The organism is Lamprobacter modestohalophilus (assembly GCF_016583905.1).
Lineage (GTDB): Bacteria > Pseudomonadota > Gammaproteobacteria > Chromatiales > Chromatiaceae > Lamprobacter > Lamprobacter modestohalophilus.
On sequence record NZ_NRRY01000008.1, the window covers coordinates 1 to 17,349 of the forward strand.

Below are 17,349 nucleotides of genomic sequence, written 5' to 3' on the forward strand. Positions count from 1 at the left end.
CGTGATGGCCCGGTCTTTGTGAGTCTCTGTCATTGGTCTGCTCCGCTACCTTGGTTGACGATGGGTTCTCATCATCGCTTATTGTGCCCGCTCGGGGTGTGTTGGAGGAGCGGGGCGGACCATTCCATTACTGTTCGTCGGTCTGGCCATGGTTGAGTCCACGGCCATCTACTGCTTCGTGGTGTCGATGATCCTGATCTTTGCCAATCCCTTCTGGAACCTCGCGCTCGCCCAGGTCGCCGGGAACTAGGCCATGCTCATCGACTGGTTCACCGTCGGCGCGCAGGTGGTCAACTTTCTGGTGCTGGTGTGGCTGCTGAAGCGCTTTCTCTATCGCCCGATCCTCGATGCCATCGACGCACGCGAGCAGCGGATCAGCGCGGAGCTGGCGGATGCCGACGCCAAACGCGCCGAGGCCCAACAGGAGCGCGAGACCTTCCAGCACAAGAACCAGGCGTTTGATCAGCAGCGCGCGGCGCTCATGACTCAGGCGACGGAAGCAGCGAAGGCCGAACGCCAGCGGCTGCTCGATGAGGCGCGGCAGGCTGCCGACGCCCTGCGTGCCAAACGGCAGGAGGCGTTGCGACAGGAGGCCGATCAACTCCATCAGGCCCTGCGGCGCCGAACGCAGCAGGAGGTCTTCGCGATTGCGCGCAAGACCTTGGCGGATCTCGCTGGGGCGAGTCTGGAGGCACGCCTGGTGGCGGTCTTCATCGAGCGCCTAACGGCAATGGATGCCCAAGCGCACCGCGTCTTTGCCGAAGCACTGAAGGCGACGTCCGAGCCGATGCGGGTACGCAGCGCATTCGAGCTGCCGGCAGCGCAACGCGCGGCGATTCAAGCGGCGCTCAACAGCGCCTTTGCCACCGAGGTTCCGGTCCAGTTCGACACTGAGCCTGATCTGATCGGCGGGATCGAGCTGACCGCGAATGGACAACGCATCGGTTGGAGCATTGCCGATTATCTGAGAGCGCTAGAGCAAGGCGTTGGGGAATTGCTCAAGGCAAAGGACGAACCCAGCGCGGATCCCAAACCAGCCGAGCCCGAGCTTTCCATGCCGACGCCATGAACCGCCTACCCAAGCTACCCGCCCCCTCGCCATGAAGGCTGCTCACGACAGCTTGCAGTCAGTCGTCGACGAGGTCTTCGACGCCATCGATCAAGCAAACGACACCTTTGTGCCGCAACTCACCCCCCACGAGATCGGCACCATCGCCAGCGTCTCCACCGGCATCGCCAAGGTCTCCGGTCTGCCCAGTGTCGGCTTCGAGGAACTGCTCGCCTTTCCCGGTGAGGTGTTCGGTATCGCCTTCAACCTGGACCCAGACGAGATCGGCGTCGTACTCCTTGGCGACTACTGGCAATTACAAGCCGGCGATTCGGTCGAGCGCACCGGCCGGGTCATGGATGTGGCCGTCGGCGATGGCCTGCTGGGGCGCGTCATCGACCCGCTCGGACGACCGCTCGATGGCCTGGGGCCGCTGTCCACCAGCCAACGCCTGCCGATCGAGCGCCCCGCCACCGCCATCATGGACCGCGCACCGGTCACCGTGCCGCTGCAGACCGGCCTCAAGGTCATCGACGCCCTCATCCCCATCGGGCGCGGCCAGCGCGAGCTGATCCTCGGTGATCGGCAGACCGGCAAGAGCGCCATCGCCATCGACACCATCCTCAACCAACGGGGTCAGGATGTGCTGTGCGTCTATTGCGCCATTGGCCAGCGCGCCTCGGCCATCGCCAAGACGCTGGCGACCTTCCGCGAACAGGGCGCGCTGGAGTACACCCTGGTGGTCCTGACCGAGGGCAACGACGCGCCGGGGCTCACCTACATCGCCCCCTACGCCGCGACCAGCATCGCCGAGCACTTCATGGAACAAGGCCGCGATGTGCTGATCGTCTATGACGACCTCACCCACCACGCCCGCGCCTATCGCGAGTTGTCGCTACTGCTGCGCCGCCCGCCCGGTCGCGAGGCCTTTCCCGGCGATATCTTCTACATCCACTCGCGTCTGCTGGAGCGTGCCACGCATCTGCGCGAGGGGCTTGGCGGCGGCTCGCTCACCGCACTGCCCATTATCGAGACCGAGGCGCAGAACCTTTCCGCCTACATCCCGACCAATCTCATCTCCATCACCGACGGACAGATCTACCTGTCGCCGTCGCTGTTCGAACTGGGCGTGCTGCCGGCGGTCGATGTCGGCCAATCCGTCTCGCGGGTTGGTGGCAAGGCGCAGCGGGCGGCCTATCGCGCGGTGGCGGGCGATCTGAAGCTAGCTTATGCGCAGTTCGAGGAGTTGGAGACCTTCGCCCGCTTCGGCGCCCGGGTGGATGAAGACACCAAAACCCGCATCGCGCATGGACGCCGCATCCGCGCCTGCCTCAAGCAGCCGGAATTCGCGCCGGTATCGATGCCGGCGCAGATCGCCATCCTGCTGGCCTTGACCGACGGACTGTTCGACGCCGTGCCGCTCGAGCGGATGCCCGAGGCCGAGGGGGCGCTGCAGGAGGCGGCGACGATGATCCCGGACGAGGTCATCGAGCGGTTGGTCAGCGCCGATGCCCTGAGCGAGGCAGATCATCGAACCCTCGTCGACATCGGGCGCCAGGCGCTCTCCGCGTTCCAGCCCCGGCCTGACCGCAATCCCCAACCGAGCGTCAGTGTCCTCGGGGGGCGGCGCGATCAGCGCCATCACCAGGCCGAACCCCTCCCAGAATCGGCGGCATCATCGGAGCAGCCATGAGCGAGACCACCGCCAGCCTGCGCCACAAGATCGGAAGCGCCAGTGATCTGCACTCCGTGGTCCGCACCATGAAGTCGCTGGCGGCGTCGAGCATCGTCCAGTACGAGCAATCGGTGCAGGCCCTGGCTGACTATGCGCGCACCCTAGAGCTGGGCTTGAGCATCTGCTTCCGGGAGATTGGCAACGCCGACGTATCGGCTGGCAATCCGGACTTATCGGCTGGCAATACCGGCGTATCAGCTGGCGATTCCAATATATCGGCTGCTGAAGCCAAAGGCGCCAACTCGGGCGTGATGGGCGCGGTTGTGTTCGGCTCCGATCAGGGGCTGGTCGGCCAGTTCAATGATCTGGTGGCTGATCATGCGGTGAAGACGCTCGACAAGCTGGCCGAGCCGACAAGCGATGCATTACGGAAAGGGCCGCGCGTTTGGGCGGTCGGCGAGCGTGTTCAGGCACGTTTGACGGACGCTGGCCTGGCGCTGGCTGGCCAGTTCAAGGTGCCGACTTCCGTCGCGGCGATCACCGCGCTGGTCGGCGAGATCCTGGTGGAGACCGAGGCGCACCATGCTCAGGGCGAGTTCAGCGCGCTCTACCTGTTCTACAACCGCCCCTCGTCCGCCGCAGTCTACACGCCCGTCGGTCAGCGTTTGCTGCCATTGGATGAGCGCTGGCGGCGCTCGCTGGCCGCGGCCCCCTGGCCAACGAACACTCTACCCGAGGTCATCAGGGCCGGTACCGGTGCTGATACGCGCACCCTGCGCGCGCTCATCCGCGAGCATCTATTCGTCTCGCTCTTTCGCGCCTGCGCCGAATCCTTGGCTAGCGAGAACGCCAGCCGGCTCGCCGCCATGCAACGCGCCGACAAGAACATCGAGGAGCTGCTGGAGACCCTCAACAGCGCCTTCCACCAACAACGCCAAAGCGCGATCGACGCCGAGCTCTTTGATGTCATCGCCGGTTTCGAGGCGCTGGCCTAACGATCATGGCGCGGCGCCACCCCAGACAATGAATCGCGCGAGATTCACGTTAACTGCGGTGTTCCGTTCAGCGCAACGGCGTTGATCCATTCATCTCATAAAGACAGGAGTGAAGCGACCATGTTGATCACATTCAAAACCAAGGCCTATGCCAACATCACGATGTTCGGCGATGTCGCCATCTCATTGCTGAAGCTGATGGGGCATAGCGGAACGGTGCCTAGCGCACTGATGGCCGAGGATGTGCCGGGCGCGCTGGCTCGGCTAAAGGCAGCGGTCGAGGCGCATCCTGAGGAAACCCTGGAAATGCCCCAAGCCCCAGCGAGTGATGGTGAAGACGGCCAGCGCGTCAGCCTCGCTCACCGGGCATTGCCTCTGATCGAACTGCTCACGGCCGCAGCCGCAGAGCACGAGAACGTGATCTGGGACGGCTAGTCGGGCCGACTGCGGTTGGCTTCCTAGCGGGTCGGCGGGTCTCGGCGTTTCAGTGCGCTAACGAACAGACAGCTGCGGTCGTTTCGGCCAAGCTTGCCATGAAGTCTCGATGCGCGCCTGTCGTGCGGTCAGGGTCTGCAGCAGGAGGCGCGCGCCTACCCGATCGCGAATTACCCAATCGCGAACCACGAGAGGTCTCTCGTTATGACACCTATCGATGATGGAAGACGCCACCTGCCATGGTGGCTCTGTTGGGGATTGCTGAGTGGCGGGTTGCTGAGTTGGCTCGCCCCTTTACTGGTCGTGGCCGCTGACTGGCAAGGAACCTTGCCGGATGGCTCACAGATCGAGGTGGATGCGAGCACGCATCGTGCCTGGCATCGAGCAGGCAGCAGGGTCGAGCCCTTGTGGGATGGGGTACACCAGCTCGCGGATGGCTCGGTGGTGATCGTCCGCCATGGCACCGTGATCCCCACCCAGCGAATGCTGGAGACCTGGATGGCACTTCCCGAGGATGCAGCTCAGCCCTCGACATCGGCCTGTGACGACTTGATCAAAGCGGTCTGCGGTGCGGATCACCGCTGCGCAACCTCGCAACCCTGTGCGCTGGCACATCAGTTAGGCGAGATGGCAACAGGCAAATCTGCCCATGGGAGGGATGCGGATGCGGCGGGCAAGAACACTGAGCAGTGTCGCGAGGCGCTGGCAAATCCGTATTTCGTACGCTGCGATTGATGCATCATGATGACCCCACAACGCAAGAAAAGCGTCATTCTCATTGCCATCGCCATCGCGCTGGCCGTCGGTGGCGCGCTGCTGTGGAACGCCATGCAGCCATCAGGCCCAGGCGCCGGCTTCGTCAGCGGTAATGGTCGCATCGAGGCGACCGAAGTCGATGTCGCGACCAAGCTCGCCGGACGTGTGGACAGCATCCTGGTCAACGAGGGCGATTTCGTGCAGGCCGGGCAGCCGCTGGCGCAGATGCGGATCGCGACGCTCGACGCCCAACGTGACGAGGCGCTCGCGCAGTCGCGCCAGGCGGTCACGGCGGTGGCTAGCGCCAAGGCCCAGGTCGCCGTGCACCAAAGCGATACCGCTGCCGCAAAGGCCCGAGTGGGCCAGCGCGAGAGCGAGCTGGACGCGGCCCAGCGGCGCTACGCGCGCTCTGAGACCTTGTCCGAAAAGGGCATGACGACGCGCCAGATCCTCGACGACGATCGCGCCCAGGTGCATGGTGCCGAGGCGACGCTGGCCGGCGCCGAGGCGCAGGTGACCGCGAGCCAGGCGGCGACCACGGCCGCGCGTGCCGCGGTCGTCGGTGCCGACTCCGGTGTCGAGGCGAGCGAGGCGACGGTGGCCCGCGTCGAGGCCGATATCGAGGACAGCCTGCTCAAGTCTCCGCGTGCGGGGCGGGTGCAATACCGCATCGCACAGCCCGGCGAGGTGCTGGGCGCCGGCGGCAAGGTGCTCAACCTGGTGGATCTCAGCGATGTCTATATGACCTTCTTCCTGCCCGAGCGGGCGGCCGGGCGGGTGGCGCTGGGCAGCGAGGTGCATCTCGTGCTCGACGCGGCGCCGCAGTATGTGATCCCGGCGCGGGTATCCTATGTCGCCAGCACCGCGCAGTTCACGCCCAAGACGGTGGAGACCGCCAGCGAGCGGCAGAAGCTGATGTTCCGCGTCAAGGCGCGGATCGACCCGGCGCTGCTGGAAAAGCACCGCAACCTGGTCAAGACCGGCCTGCCCGGCATGGCTTGGCTGAAGCTCGACGCAGACGCGGCCTGGCCGGCCAATCTGATCATCAAGGTGCCTGATTGAGCGCCGGTCGGCGGCATCCGCCGTCGCCTGCGGCCGATCCCTCTGAGCGGGATGCCTTGGCGCCCGTCGCCAGTCAGGACGCTGGCGCCATTGCTCATCCAGACGCTCATCCAGCCCTCGATTCAGTTGGCAATCCGGCCGCCAATCCAGTCGGCAATTCGGTCGCCAATTCGGCTGCCCATTCAGTCGCCAACCCAGTCGCCAGCCTGGTCGGCGTCGGTCTGCGCTACGGCAAGGTGGTGGCGCTGGATGACATCACCCTGGACATCCCAGCCGGGCGCATGGTCGGCCTGCTCGGCCCGGACGGTGTCGGTAAATCCAGCCTGCTGGCGCTCTTGTCCGGCGCCCGTGCGATTCAACAGGGCCAGGTACAGGCCTTGGGCGGAGATATGGCCAGTGCGCGCCATCGCGGGCGCGTCTGCCCGCGCATCTCCTACATGCCCCAGGGCTTGGGCAAGAACCTCTATCCGACCCTGTCGATCGAGGAGAACCTCCAGTTCTTCGGTCGGCTGTTCGGCCATCCGGCTGCTGAGCGCCGCCGTCGCATCGATGCGCTGACCGCAAGCACCGGCCTGACCTCCTTCCTGTCGCGCCCAGCCGGCAAGCTCTCGGGCGGCATGAAACAAAAGCTGGGGCTCTGCTGCGCGCTGATTCACGACCCGGACCTGCTGATCCTGGACGAGCCGACCACCGGCGTCGATCCGCTCGCCCGCTCGCAGTTCTGGGACCTGATCAAAGCAATCCGCGTCGAGCAAACCGGCATGAGCGTGATCGTCGCCACCGCCTACATGGACGAGGCGCAGGGCTTCGACTGGCTGGTGGCGATGGACGCCGGTCGTGTCCTGGCCACCGGCACGCCGGCCGAGCTGCTGGAGCGCACCGGCACCGACTCCCTGGACGCGGCCTTCATCGCCCTGCTGCCGGAGGACCGGCGGCGCGGTCATCGAGCCGTGACCATCCCGCCGCTCGCCGCCGGAGTCGATGCCGAGATCGCCATCGAGGCGGAAGACCTCAGCATGCGCTTCGGCGATTTCGTCGCGGTCGATCATGTGAATCTCGCCATCCGTCGCGGCGAGATCTTCGGCTTCATCGGCTCCAACGGCTGCGGCAAGTCCACCACCATGAAGATGCTGACCGGACTGCTGCCGGCCAGCGCGGGCCGCGCCGCGCTGTTCGGGCAGACGGTCGACCCCAAGGACATCGCCACGCGCCGGCGCGTGGGCTACATGTCGCAGGCGTTCTCGCTCTACTCGGAACTGTCGGTGCGCCAGAACCTGGTGCTGCACGCGCGCCTGTTCCAGGTGCCGGAGACCGAGATCCCGGCGCGGGTAGACGAGATGGTTCAGCGTTTCGGTCTGGCCGACTCGATCGACGCGCTGCCCGGCACGCTGCCGCTGGGCATCCGCCAGCGTCTCTCGCTGGCCGTGGCCATGGTGCATCGCCCCGAGCTGCTGATCCTGGACGAGCCCACCTCGGGTGTAGACCCCATCGCGCGCGACAGCCTCTGGCAACTGATGATCGACCTGGCGCGCCAGGACCGGGTCACCATCTTCATCTCCACCCATTTCATGAACGAGGCCGCGCGCTGCGACCGCATCTCGCTGATGCACGCCGGGCGCGTGCTGGTCACCGATGCCCCGGCCGAGCTGGTGCGTCAACGCGGCGCGGCGACGCTGGAGGCAGCCTTCATCGGCTATCTGGAGGACGCCGGCGCGCGAGGCGAGACGGCGAAAGCAACCCCATCAGCTCCAGCCGCTTCATCGGCTCGATCCGTTCCGGCACCTACACCACACGCCCGCCGCCATCTCTTCAGCCCCGGGCGCGCCTGGAGCTACGCCCTGCGCGAGACGCTGGAGCTGAAGCGCGACCCGATGCGCGCCACCATGGCGCTGCTGGGGTCGGCGCTGCTGATGTTCGTCTTCGGGTATGGCATCAGCCTGGACGTCGAGGATCTGAGCTACGCCGTGCTCGACCGCGACCAGACCGGCTTGAGCCGGAACTACACGCTGAACCTGTCCGGCTCGCGCTATTTCGTCGAGCGCCCGCCGATTCTCGACGACCGCGATCTCGACCGGCGGATGCGGGCCGGCCAGCTCGCGCTGGCCATCGAGATCCCGCACGGCTTCGCCCGCGACATCGCGCGCGGTCACAGCGTGCAGATCGGCGCCTGGGTCGATGGCGCCATGCCGGTGCGCGCCGAGACGGTGCGCGGCTATGTGCAGGGTATGCACCAGGGCTGGCTGCTGGAGCAGGCGAAACACCGGCTCGGCCAGGACGCCGCGAGCGGCCCGAATGCGCTCCCGGCCAGCATCGCGACCCGCTTTCGCTACAACCCGGATGTGCGCAGCCTGCCGGCCATGGTGCCGGCGGTCATCCCGATGCTGCTCTTGATGATCCCGGCGATGCTGACCGCGCTCGCGGTGGTGCGCGAGAAGGAGCTGGGCTCGATCATCAATCTCTATGTCACCCCGGTCACCCGCAGTGAGTTCCTGCTCGGCAAGCAGCTCCCGTACATAGTGCTGGCGATGCTCAACTTCGCGCTGTTGACGCTGCTGGCGGTCACCGTCTTCGGGGTGCCGCTGAAGGGCAGCCTGCTGGCGCTGACGGCCGCGGCGCTGCTCTTCGTCACCTTCTCGACCGGCTTCGGGCTCTTCGCCTCAACCTTCACGCGCAGCCAGATCGCGGCCCTATTCGTGACCATCATCGGCACCATCATCCCGGCCATCCAGTTCTCCGGCATGTTGAATCCGGTGTCCTCGCTGGAAGGCGTGGGGTATCTCATCGGACAGGTCTATCCGGCCGCGCACTTCCTGACCATCACGCGCGGCGTCTTCAACAAGGCGCTGGGCTTCACCGGCCTCGAGGCCTCCTTCTGGCCGCTCGCGCTGGCGGTGCCGGTGATCCTGACCCTGTCGATCCTGCTGTTGAAGAAGCAGGAGCGCTGAGGATGCCGCATCTCGCCAACATCTATCGGCTGGGCATCAAAGAGCTCTGGAGCCTCGCGCGCGACCCCATGATGCTCGTCCTCATCGCCTACACCTTCACCGTGTCCATCTATGTGGCAGCCACGGCGATGCCGGAGACCCTGCACAAGGCGCCGATCGCCATCGTCGATGAGGACGCCTCACCACTGTCGGCGCGCATCGCCAGCGCCTTCTATCCGCCACGCTTCGATCCGCCAGCGATGATCAGCCTGTCCGCGATCGACGCCGGTATGGACGCCGGAACCTATACCTTCGTGCTGGACATCCCGCCGGACTTCCAACGCGATGTGCTGGCCGGGCGCGCGCCCACCATTCAGCTCAATGTCGACGCCACGCGCATGAGCCAGGCCTTCACCGGCAGCAGCTTCGTCCAGCAGATCGTTCTGGGCGAGGTCACGACGTTCATGCAGGGCCATCGCGGCAGTGTCGCGTTGCCGGTGGAACTGGCCCTGCGCAACCGCTTCAATCCCAACCTGGAACAGTCCTGGTTCGGCGCACTGATGGAGCTCATCAACAACGTCACCCTGCTCTCGATCATCCTGACCGGCGCGGCGCTGATCCGCGAGCGCGAGCACGGCACCATCGAGCACCTGCTGGCGATGCCCGTCACGCCCGCCGAGATCATGCTGGCCAAGGTCTGGTCGATGGGGCTGGTGGTGCTGCTGGCCGCCGGCGTGGCGATGGTGTTCGTCGTGCAGGGCCTACTGCGCATCCCGATCGAAGGCTCGCTCGCGCTCTTTCTGGTCGCCGCCGCGCTGCATCTCTTCGCCACCACCTCGCTCGGCATCTTCATGGCCACGCTGGCGCGCTCGATGCCGCAATTCGGGATGCTCGCGGTGCTCATCCTGCTGCCGCTGCAACTGCTCTCCGGCAACGCCACCCCGCGCGAGAGCATGCCGGAACTGGTGCAGGACGTGATGCTGGCCGCGCCGACCACACACTTCGTCACCGCCGCCCAGGCCATTCTCTATCGCGGCGCGGACCTCGAGGTGGTCTGGCCGCCGTTCCTCGCGCTGGCCGCCATCGGCGCGGTGTTCTTCGGCATCGCGCTCAGTCGCTTTCGCCGGACCATCAGCGCGATGGCCTAGAACGTGCCGGCTGCAACGGGTCAGTCCGAGCGACTTGCATGAGCCGCCTCGGCCAGCACCCGCGCGGCCCATTGGTTGAGGCTGGTGCGGCTACGCTTGGCAGCCTTGAGCGCGGCGGCATGAATGGCCGGATCGACACGTAGCATCAACCGGCCCGAGGCGGGCTTATCCGGCTCTTGGTCGAGCTTGGCGCAGGCTTCGAGGTAACTGTCGATCGATTCGCGAAAGGCTTGCTCGAACTCACTCACCGATTCGCCATGAAAGCCAATGATGTCGTCGATGCCGAGTACGCGTCCGACTATGATCTTGTCGTCCGGGTCGAAGGTCATGCTGGCCTGATAACCGCGATACTGCATCAGGTTGGTTGCACTCATGGAGTCACACCGAGTTGTTGGAGGTATTCGCGCACCTGCTTGACGCGGTATTTCAGCGCCTCTTTGCGCGGATGCGGCCGATGAAAGTTGGCTTTACGGCCTGCTTTCTCGAAGGTGACCGCCGATCCGCTGCCTTCGATTACCAGGCAGCCGACGGCGATCAGCAGCGCTTCGATCCTCGACCACTCCAGATTGCCGTTGACGGGCTCGGAGAAGATCGTCTCAAGGGTCTTGCGGTGCTTGCTGTTCATGGACGAAACGATAGCAGAAAATAGAACATCTGCAATCAGTCGATGGGAGCGGCCATGCTAGGCCTAACCTTCGACGCCTGCACTCCGCACCGTGCGTGTTGAAGCCTTTGAAACCCTAGGTTCTGTAGCGCACAGACCGGAGCGGCGGACATGGTGTCTTCTAAGCAGCCGCCCCCTTCAGGAATCAGCGCATGACCACGGCAACCCACACCCTCGACCCCGAACAATTGCGCAAGCTCGACGCCTGGTGGCGCGCGGCGAATTATCTCTCGGTCGGTCAGATCTATCTCTACGACAATCCGCTGCTGAAAGCGCCGCTGGCGCTGTCGCACATCAAACCGCGCCTGCTCGGTCATTGGGGTACGACGCCGGGATTGAGCTTCATCTACGCGCATCTCAACCGTGTTATCAGAGACTGCGACCTGAGTTGCATCTATGTCGCCGGACCGGGTCACGGCGGACCGGCGATGGTGGCGAATGCCTATCTGGAAGGCACCTACAGCGAGGTCTATCCGAACATCTCCCAGGATGAGGACGGGATGCGGCGGCTGTTCAAGCAGTTCTCCTTTCCCGGCGGCATCCCCAGCCATGTCGCGCCCGAAACGCCGGGGTCGATCAACGAGGGCGGCGAGCTGGGCTATGCGTTGTCGCATGCCTATGGCGCGGCCTTCGACAATCCTGATTTGATTGTGGCCTGCGTGGTTGGCGATGGCGAGGCGGAGACCGGTCCGCTGGCGACGAGTTGGCACTCGAACAAGTTCCTCAACCCGATCCACGACGGCGCCGTGCTGCCGATCCTGCACCTGAACGGCTACAAGATCGCCGGCCCCACGGTGCTGGCGCGCATCCCGCGCGAGGAGCTAGAGGCGCTGTTCATCGGCTATGGCTACGCGCCCTATGTCGTCGAGGGCGATGATCCGATGACGATGCATCAGCTCATGGCCGCCACGCTCGACACCGTGGTCGCCGAGATCCAGCGCATCCAGAATGATGCGCGTGCCTTCGGTTTCGAGACCCGTCCGCGCTGGCCCATGATCATCCTGCGCTCGCCCAAGGGCTGGACCGGGCCGGAGAGCGTCGATGGCAAGGCGACCGAGGGGACCTTCCGCTCGCATCAGGTGCCGATGGCCGACATGACGCACCCAGGGCATCTGGAGATCCTCGAGGACTGGCTGAAGAGCTATCGCCCGGAGGAATTGTTCGACGCCAGCGGCCGACTCAACGCGGACATCGCCGCCCTCGCCCCACGAGGTGAGCGGCGCATGAGCGCCAATCCGCACGCCAACGGCGGGCTGTTGCTGCGCGCGCTGCGAATGCCAAATTTCCGCGATCATGCGGTGGACGTGCCACAACCGGGATGCGTCGACGCCGAGGCGACCCGCGTCCAGGGCCGCTTCATTCGCGATGTCATCCAGCTCAATCCGCAGACCTTTCGCGTCTTCAGCCCGGATGAGACGGCATCGAACCGCTGGGACGCGGTGTTCGAGGTCACGGATCGCTGTTCAGTCGCAGAGGTCCTCACCGGCGACGAGCACGTCGGACCCGATGGCCGGGTGATGGAGATGCTGAGCGAGCATCAGTGCGAGGGCTGGCTCGAAGGCTATCTGCTCACCGGCCGTCACGGCTTCTTCTCCTGCTACGAGGCCTTCATCCATATCATCGACTCGATGTTCAACCAGCACGCCAAGTGGCTCAAGGTGTGCAACGACATCCCTTGGCGGCGACCGATTGCCTCGCTCAACTATCTGCTGTCGTCGCATGTCTGGCGGCAGGATCACAACGGCTTCAGCCATCAAGACCCCGGCTTCATCGACCACGTCATCAACAAGAAGGCGGCAGTCATCCGGGTCTATCTGCCGCCCGATGCCAACACCCTGCTGTCAGTCACCGATCACTGTCTGCGCAGTCGCAACTACGTCAATGTCATCGTCGCCGGCAAACAGTCATCGCCCCAGTGGCTGGACATGGACGCTGCCATCAAGCACTGCACCGCCGGCATCGGCATCTGGCCCTGGGCCAGTAACGACCAGGACGGCGAGCCGGAGGTGGTGATGGCCTGCGCCGGTGATGTGCCAACGCTCGAGACCTTGGCCGCCGTCACCCTGCTGCATGAGCATGTGCCTGACCTGAAGATCCGGGTGATCAACGTCGTCGACCTGATGAAGCTGCAGCCGCCCGCCGAACATCCGCATGGCTTGAGCGATGCGGAGTTCGACCTGCTGTTCACCACCGACAAGCCGATCATCTTCGCCTATCACGGCTATCCCTGGCTGATCCACCGGCTGACCTATCGCCGCACCAACCACCATAATCTGCATGTGCGCGGCTACAAGGAAGAGGGCACCACCTCGACACCCTTCGATACCGTGGTCAAGAACGATCTGGACCGCTTCGATCTGGTCGCCGATGTCATCGACCGCGTGCCACGGCTTGGCCCCCGGGCCGCCTACGCCAAGCAGGCGATTCGCGACAAGCTCATCGAGCACAAGCACTACATCGCCGAGCATGGTGAGGACATGCCGGAGATCCGGGATTGGACCTGGGATTAACCTGATTTTCCAAAAAACGCTTCCCTTTCGAATGCTTATCCTCGGGGATAGCACTTCGGAATGATGCTCTCCAGAGTGGTGATTGCCTTGGCCGCACTAACGATCATGGCGCGGTGCCACCCCGGAAAATGAATCTCACACGATTCATTTTCCGGGGTGGCTGGCGGAGAGCAGGTACATGAGAGCCTTGAGCGTCATCGCGACGCTCGGGTAGATGTTGTCTTAACAAGTCTTTACATCTCTTCGTACTTGTCTGATGTAGGCTGCAGTTCAAGGTTTGGGGTTGTTCGACCCCCCGTCCGTTTTCAACCCTAGATCAAGAGCATTCACATGAATCAGCCACAGCTTTTACAAGCCTCGAACTCAGTCCAGGCCATTGTCATCGATGAGCTGACAGCCGCCGTTGTACCTGTTCTGCAACGCAGGCTACGCGATGCGCTCACGACGAACGGCGCCAACCTGGTTGTCGATTTGGAACAGATTCAGGTCATCGACGCTGCTGGCATCGGCTTGTTGATCGCAGCAAAAAACAGCGTCGCAGAGCAACAGGGTCAGCTTCGCCTGATCAACGTCCCCGTCCCAGTCTACAATCTGCTCAAGACCATGCGCTTGGCTGGCTGTCTCAACGCCGAGCCTGCTAGCAACGACTCAGACGAGGATCTCGATCGCTACTTTGAGGAAGCTCAAGCCGCTTGAACGATGGCCTGGCTCAGGGAGACTAAAGCGCAGGCAGACTCACGAGAGCCAGCGGGCCTCAAGCCCCTAGAGCGCGCCCGCTACTGATAGGCGGCACATAGGACTGTTTGCGACGCGTCACTTCGCCAGCCATCCAGGCACTCTATCATTGCGACTCCTCCGCGCCCCCTCCGCGGCAACGATCGCACTTAGGGGACTAACGCAGGACCAGCCGTAAACCGAGAACCAGACGATGGATGAGCTGCTACAAGAGTTCATTAACGAGGCGCAGGAGCATCTTGCCACCATTGAGGAAGATCTCCTCACCATCGAGGAAGATGGCGCCAGCGCGGACAAGGAACTGATCAACAAGGTCTTGCGCGCAGCCCACTCGATCAAGGGCGGTAGCGGCTTTTTCGGCCTGGTCCAGGTGAAGGAGTTAGCGCACGTAGCCGAGACCGTCCTGGACATGATGCGCAGCGATAAGATGACGCCCAATGCGGAAGTCATCAATCTGTTGCTGAATGCCTTCGATACACTGCGCACGATGCTCGATGATCCGGCCAGCAGCGAACAGGCCGACAATACGGCGTTGTTGCAGAGCCTGAACGACCTGGCCTCATCCTATCTGCCCCAAGCGCAAAAGGCCTCGCTCAACGAGGATCAGATCCTCGACTCGCCGCTCGGTCCGGTCAGCTTACCCAAGGTCGATGTGGACCGGGTGATCCGCGACGCCCATTCCATCTATCTGGTGGAGTTCGACCTTGCGCAGGATATCGAAGGCAAGGGCAGCGACATCTTCCACTTTTTCGACAGCCTGTGGGACAGTGCTGAGCTGCTCGACTGCATCGTCAATACCCAAGTCGTCGGCACCTTGGAGCATGACCTGGACCGCCCCCTACCCTTGCAGTTGGTGATCGCAACCCCGCTCGAGAAAGCGACGATCAGCCACCTCTTTGCGGACATCGACCTGAGCCGCATCCATCCGCTGCTTGGGCCAGAACTGGAGCCAAAGCCGGAGCCAGAGCCGGAGAGAGCACCCTCCGCCCAAGCGCTCACTGATCCCGCTCCCACCGCGCTCGCGCAACCTGCCGCGAAGTGCCCTCCGGTGGCGACATCCGAGCGGGCAGCGACATCCGAGCAGGCGGCAAAGCCAGAGCCAACGGCGGATGCCGAGCGCTCCAAAGCGACCACGGACGATACCCTTAGGGTCAGCGTCAAGCTCTTGGAAGACCTGATGAATCTGGCCGGCGAATTGGTGCTGAGCCGCAACCAGCTCCGCACTGCGGTGGCGATGGATGACCGCCTGTTGTTATCGAGCGTGGATCAACGCATCAACCAGATCACCGCCGAGCTCCAGGATGTGATCATGCAGACCCGGCTGCAGCCGATGGGGAATGTCTTCGCCCGCTTTCCTCGGGTGGTGCGGGATCTCTCGCAGACGCTCGGCAAACAGGTCGATCTGCAGATCATCGGCAAGGAGGTGGCCCTGGACAAGACCCTGATCGAGGGACTATCCGATCCCCTGACGCACATGCTGCGCAACGCGGTTGACCACGGCTTGGAGACCGAGCCAGAGCGCCGCAGCAAGGGCAAGCCACCGATGGGTCAGCTGCGCATCGAGGCACGCTACGAGGCCGGTCAAGCCATCGTCGAGATCGCCGACGACGGCAAAGGTCTCGACCCCGATGCACTCGCCGACTCAGCGGTGCGCAAAGGACTAATTGCCCAAGAAAGCGTCCAGGGCATGTCGATGCCAGACAAGCAGGCCTTGATCTTCCTGCCCGGCTTTTCAACCGCTGAGCAGGTCACCGATGTCTCCGGTCGCGGCGTTGGCATGGATGTGGTCAAGACCAACCTCGACCGACTCGGCGGGCAGGTCGAGATCCACTCCGAGCTTGGCCAGGGCACCACCTTTCGCATCAAGCTGCCCCTCACCCTCGCGATCATCCCCTCGCTGATCGTCTCGGTGGAGCAAGAGCGCTTCGCCATCCCGCAGGCCAATATCGAAGAATTGCTGCGCCTGCGCCCGGAAGAGGTCAGTAAGCGCCTGGAGATCGTCGGTGATCGCGAGGTCTTGCTGCTCCGCGATCGCGTCCTGCCGCTGATTCGGTTCACCGATGTGCTGGGTATCCTGCCGACCTATCAGGTTCCAGGCAGCGATCAGCGCGAGATCGATCGACGCATCCGCATCGCTGATCGACGCGCGCCGAAGCTGAGACTCGATCAACCTGTCTCCGCACAGCCTGCGAAGAGCAGCGCACTGACCGAGACCCAAGCGCTGCAAGCGGATCAGGTGGTCCCCCGCCAGGGCATCGAGCGGCGGCGCGCAGCGGCCTCCGCGGTTGAAATCGCCATCGTCACGACCGGGACCCTGTCCTATGCCCTTGCCGTCGGCGCCTTCCACGACACCGAAGAGGTCGTGGTCAAACCGCTAGGCCGACGCTTGAAGCATCTGCACGAATACTCCGGGGCCACCATTCTCGGCGACGGCACGGTGGCGCTGATCCTGGACATCGCTGGCCTTTCGAGCAAGGCCGGCGTCACCTCCGTCTCGGGCTCGATGCGCGCCGCTCAGTTGGCAGCCCAGGCCGAGAACCGGCGCTTGCGCGATGTGTATTGGCTGCTCCTGTTTCACAATGCACCGGATCAGCCCTGTGCCCTGCCGCTCGACACGGTACAGCGTATCGAGCGCATTCGCCCCGAGCAGGTCCAGCACTTCGGCAATCGTCGAACCATGCACTATCGTGGTGGCTCCCTGCCCTTGGTGGCCATTGCCGATGTCACCGGCTCCGGCTCGATCGAGGCATCCTCTGATCTCGTGGTCTTGGTCTCGAGCGTCGCGGGCCGCGAGGTCGGCCTGCTCGGGACACTGCCGGTCGACGTGGTGCAAAGTGAGGCCGCGATCGATCAGCGGACACACCGGCAGCCTGGCATCACCGGCTCGACCATCTTCCAAGATCGAACCGTCTTTATCGCCGACATGCACGAACTGGTCACCGCAGTCCATCCCGACTGGCATGAGGCTGCAGGCGAAGACACGCAGGAACAGGTTGGCGAGGGCGTCAACGTGCTTCTCGCAGAGGATTCCGACTTCTTCCGCGCGCAGATGAAAAAATTCCTTGAGGAGTCCGGCTACAACGTCTGGGACGCACCCGACGGCGAAGCGGCTTGGTCGCTCTTGTTAGACAAACTCGACGCTGTACGCGTGGTAATCACGGATATCGAAATGCCACGCTTAAATGGCTTTGAGCTCGCCAGCCGCATTCGTAACGATAGCCGCACCGCAGCTCTGCCGATCATTGCAGTGACCTCATTAGCGGGTAACGAAGACCTTGCACGCGCTAAAGCCTCAGGTATCGAGCACTATCAAATCAAGCTCGACCGAGAGCAACTGCTAGCCCAGGTCAGGCAGCTCAGCCAATAGGCTGCGATCCACATCATCATCTTATTCACT

General features: G+C 63.9%; 13 protein-coding genes. 11 read left to right on the forward strand and 2 right to left on the reverse strand.

Annotated elements, in window-relative coordinates; translation table 11 throughout:
* The first annotated feature begins 253 nt into the window (after nt 1-253).
* The 8 genes from CKO42_RS06925 (at nt 254) to CKO42_RS06960 (ending at nt 10,043) form a co-directional block, all read left to right on the forward strand.
* Complete coding sequence (locus CKO42_RS06925; protein ID WP_200241047.1) at nt 254-1,069, forward strand: F0F1 ATP synthase subunit delta; 816 nt, start codon at nt 254-256, stop codon at nt 1,067-1,069.
* Nucleotides 1,070-1,100: 31 nt separating this feature from the next.
* A complete protein-coding gene (locus CKO42_RS06930) occupies nt 1,101-2,741 on the forward strand; it encodes an alternate F1F0 ATPase, F1 subunit alpha (RefSeq protein ID WP_200241049.1) in 1,641 nt (546 codons plus the stop codon).
* Complete coding sequence (locus CKO42_RS06935) at nt 2,738-3,718, forward strand: F0F1 ATP synthase subunit gamma (protein ID WP_200241051.1); 981 nt, start codon at nt 2,738-2,740, stop codon at nt 3,716-3,718. The genes CKO42_RS06930 and CKO42_RS06935 overlap by 4 nt, the downstream gene beginning before the upstream one ends.
* A gap of 120 nt (nt 3,719-3,838) precedes the next feature.
* Nucleotides 3,839-4,153 carry a DUF1840 domain-containing protein gene (locus CKO42_RS06940; protein ID WP_200241056.1) on the forward strand — a complete coding sequence of 105 codons (315 nt, stop codon included), beginning with the start codon at nt 3,839-3,841 and terminating at the stop codon, nt 4,151-4,153.
* Nucleotides 4,154-4,357: 204 nt separating this feature from the next.
* Nucleotides 4,358-4,888: a hypothetical protein gene (locus CKO42_RS06945; RefSeq protein WP_200241058.1), complete on the forward strand. Its 531-nt coding sequence runs from the start codon at nt 4,358-4,360 to the stop codon at nt 4,886-4,888.
* Nucleotides 4,889-4,897: 9 nt separating this feature from the next.
* Complete coding sequence (locus tag CKO42_RS06950; RefSeq protein WP_242479181.1) at nt 4,898-5,971, forward strand: HlyD family secretion protein; 1,074 nt, start codon at nt 4,898-4,900, stop codon at nt 5,969-5,971.
* A 56-nt stretch (nt 5,972-6,027) separates the two neighbouring features.
* Complete coding sequence (gene rbbA / locus CKO42_RS06955) at nt 6,028-8,916, forward strand: ribosome-associated ATPase/putative transporter RbbA (protein ID WP_476737467.1); 2,889 nt, start codon at nt 6,028-6,030, stop codon at nt 8,914-8,916.
* A 2-nt stretch (nt 8,917-8,918) separates the two neighbouring features.
* The gene (locus CKO42_RS06960; protein WP_200241060.1) at nt 8,919-10,043 is read left to right on the forward strand and encodes an ABC transporter permease; all 1,125 of its coding nucleotides are present in this window, start codon (nt 8,919-8,921) and stop codon (nt 10,041-10,043) included.
* A gap of 20 nt (nt 10,044-10,063) precedes the next feature.
* On the opposite strand, the gene CKO42_RS06965 is transcribed toward CKO42_RS06960, so the two are convergent.
* Entirely contained in the window at nt 10,064-10,417 is a 354-nt protein-coding gene (locus tag CKO42_RS06965) for a type II toxin-antitoxin system HicB family antitoxin (protein ID WP_200241062.1), read from the reverse strand.
* A complete protein-coding gene (locus tag CKO42_RS06970) occupies nt 10,414-10,668 on the reverse strand; it encodes a type II toxin-antitoxin system HicA family toxin (protein WP_200241064.1) in 255 nt (84 codons plus the stop codon). The genes CKO42_RS06965 and CKO42_RS06970 overlap by 4 nt, the downstream gene beginning before the upstream one ends.
* 191 nt (nt 10,669-10,859) lie before the next feature.
* Between CKO42_RS06970 and CKO42_RS06975 the strand changes: the two genes are divergently transcribed.
* The 3 genes from CKO42_RS06975 (at nt 10,860) to CKO42_RS28245 (ending at nt 17,319) form a co-directional block, all read left to right on the forward strand.
* The gene (locus tag CKO42_RS06975; protein ID WP_200241066.1) at nt 10,860-13,217 is read left to right on the forward strand and encodes a phosphoketolase family protein; all 2,358 of its coding nucleotides are present in this window, start codon (nt 10,860-10,862) and stop codon (nt 13,215-13,217) included.
* A 330-nt stretch (nt 13,218-13,547) separates the two neighbouring features.
* Nucleotides 13,548-13,913, forward strand: a complete 366-nt coding sequence (locus CKO42_RS06980; protein WP_200241070.1) for an STAS domain-containing protein — start codon at nt 13,548-13,550, stop codon at nt 13,911-13,913.
* A 232-nt stretch (nt 13,914-14,145) separates the two neighbouring features.
* Nucleotides 14,146-17,319 (forward strand): chemotaxis protein CheW, encoded by a 3,174-nt coding sequence (locus CKO42_RS28245; protein ID WP_200241072.1) that lies wholly within the window; start codon nt 14,146-14,148, stop codon nt 17,317-17,319.
* The last annotated feature ends 30 nt before the right edge of the window (nt 17,320-17,349 follow it).

Coding starts and splice junctions, on each gene's coding strand:
- CKO42_RS28245 (WP_200241072.1), top strand. CDS start 14,146: ATGGATGAGCTGCTACAAGAGTTCATTAACGAGGCGCAGGAGCATCTT.
- CKO42_RS06925 (WP_200241047.1), top strand. CDS start 254: ATGCTCATCGACTGGTTCACCGTCGGCGCGCAGGTGGTCAACTTTCTG.
- CKO42_RS06965 (WP_200241062.1), bottom strand. CDS start 10,417: ATGAGTGCAACCAACCTGATGCAGTATCGCGGTTATCAGGCCAGCATG.
- CKO42_RS06930 (WP_200241049.1), top strand. CDS start 1,101: ATGAAGGCTGCTCACGACAGCTTGCAGTCAGTCGTCGACGAGGTCTTC.
- CKO42_RS06945 (WP_200241058.1), top strand. CDS start 4,358: ATGACACCTATCGATGATGGAAGACGCCACCTGCCATGGTGGCTCTGT.
- CKO42_RS06975 (WP_200241066.1), top strand. CDS start 10,860: ATGACCACGGCAACCCACACCCTCGACCCCGAACAATTGCGCAAGCTC.
- CKO42_RS06980 (WP_200241070.1), top strand. CDS start 13,548: ATGAATCAGCCACAGCTTTTACAAGCCTCGAACTCAGTCCAGGCCATT.
- CKO42_RS06950 (WP_242479181.1), top strand. CDS start 4,898: ATGACCCCACAACGCAAGAAAAGCGTCATTCTCATTGCCATCGCCATC.
- CKO42_RS06935 (WP_200241051.1), top strand. CDS start 2,738: ATGAGCGAGACCACCGCCAGCCTGCGCCACAAGATCGGAAGCGCCAGT.
- CKO42_RS06960 (WP_200241060.1), top strand. CDS start 8,919: ATGCCGCATCTCGCCAACATCTATCGGCTGGGCATCAAAGAGCTCTGG.
- CKO42_RS06970 (WP_200241064.1), bottom strand. CDS start 10,668: ATGAACAGCAAGCACCGCAAGACCCTTGAGACGATCTTCTCCGAGCCC.
- CKO42_RS06940 (WP_200241056.1), top strand. CDS start 3,839: ATGTTGATCACATTCAAAACCAAGGCCTATGCCAACATCACGATGTTC.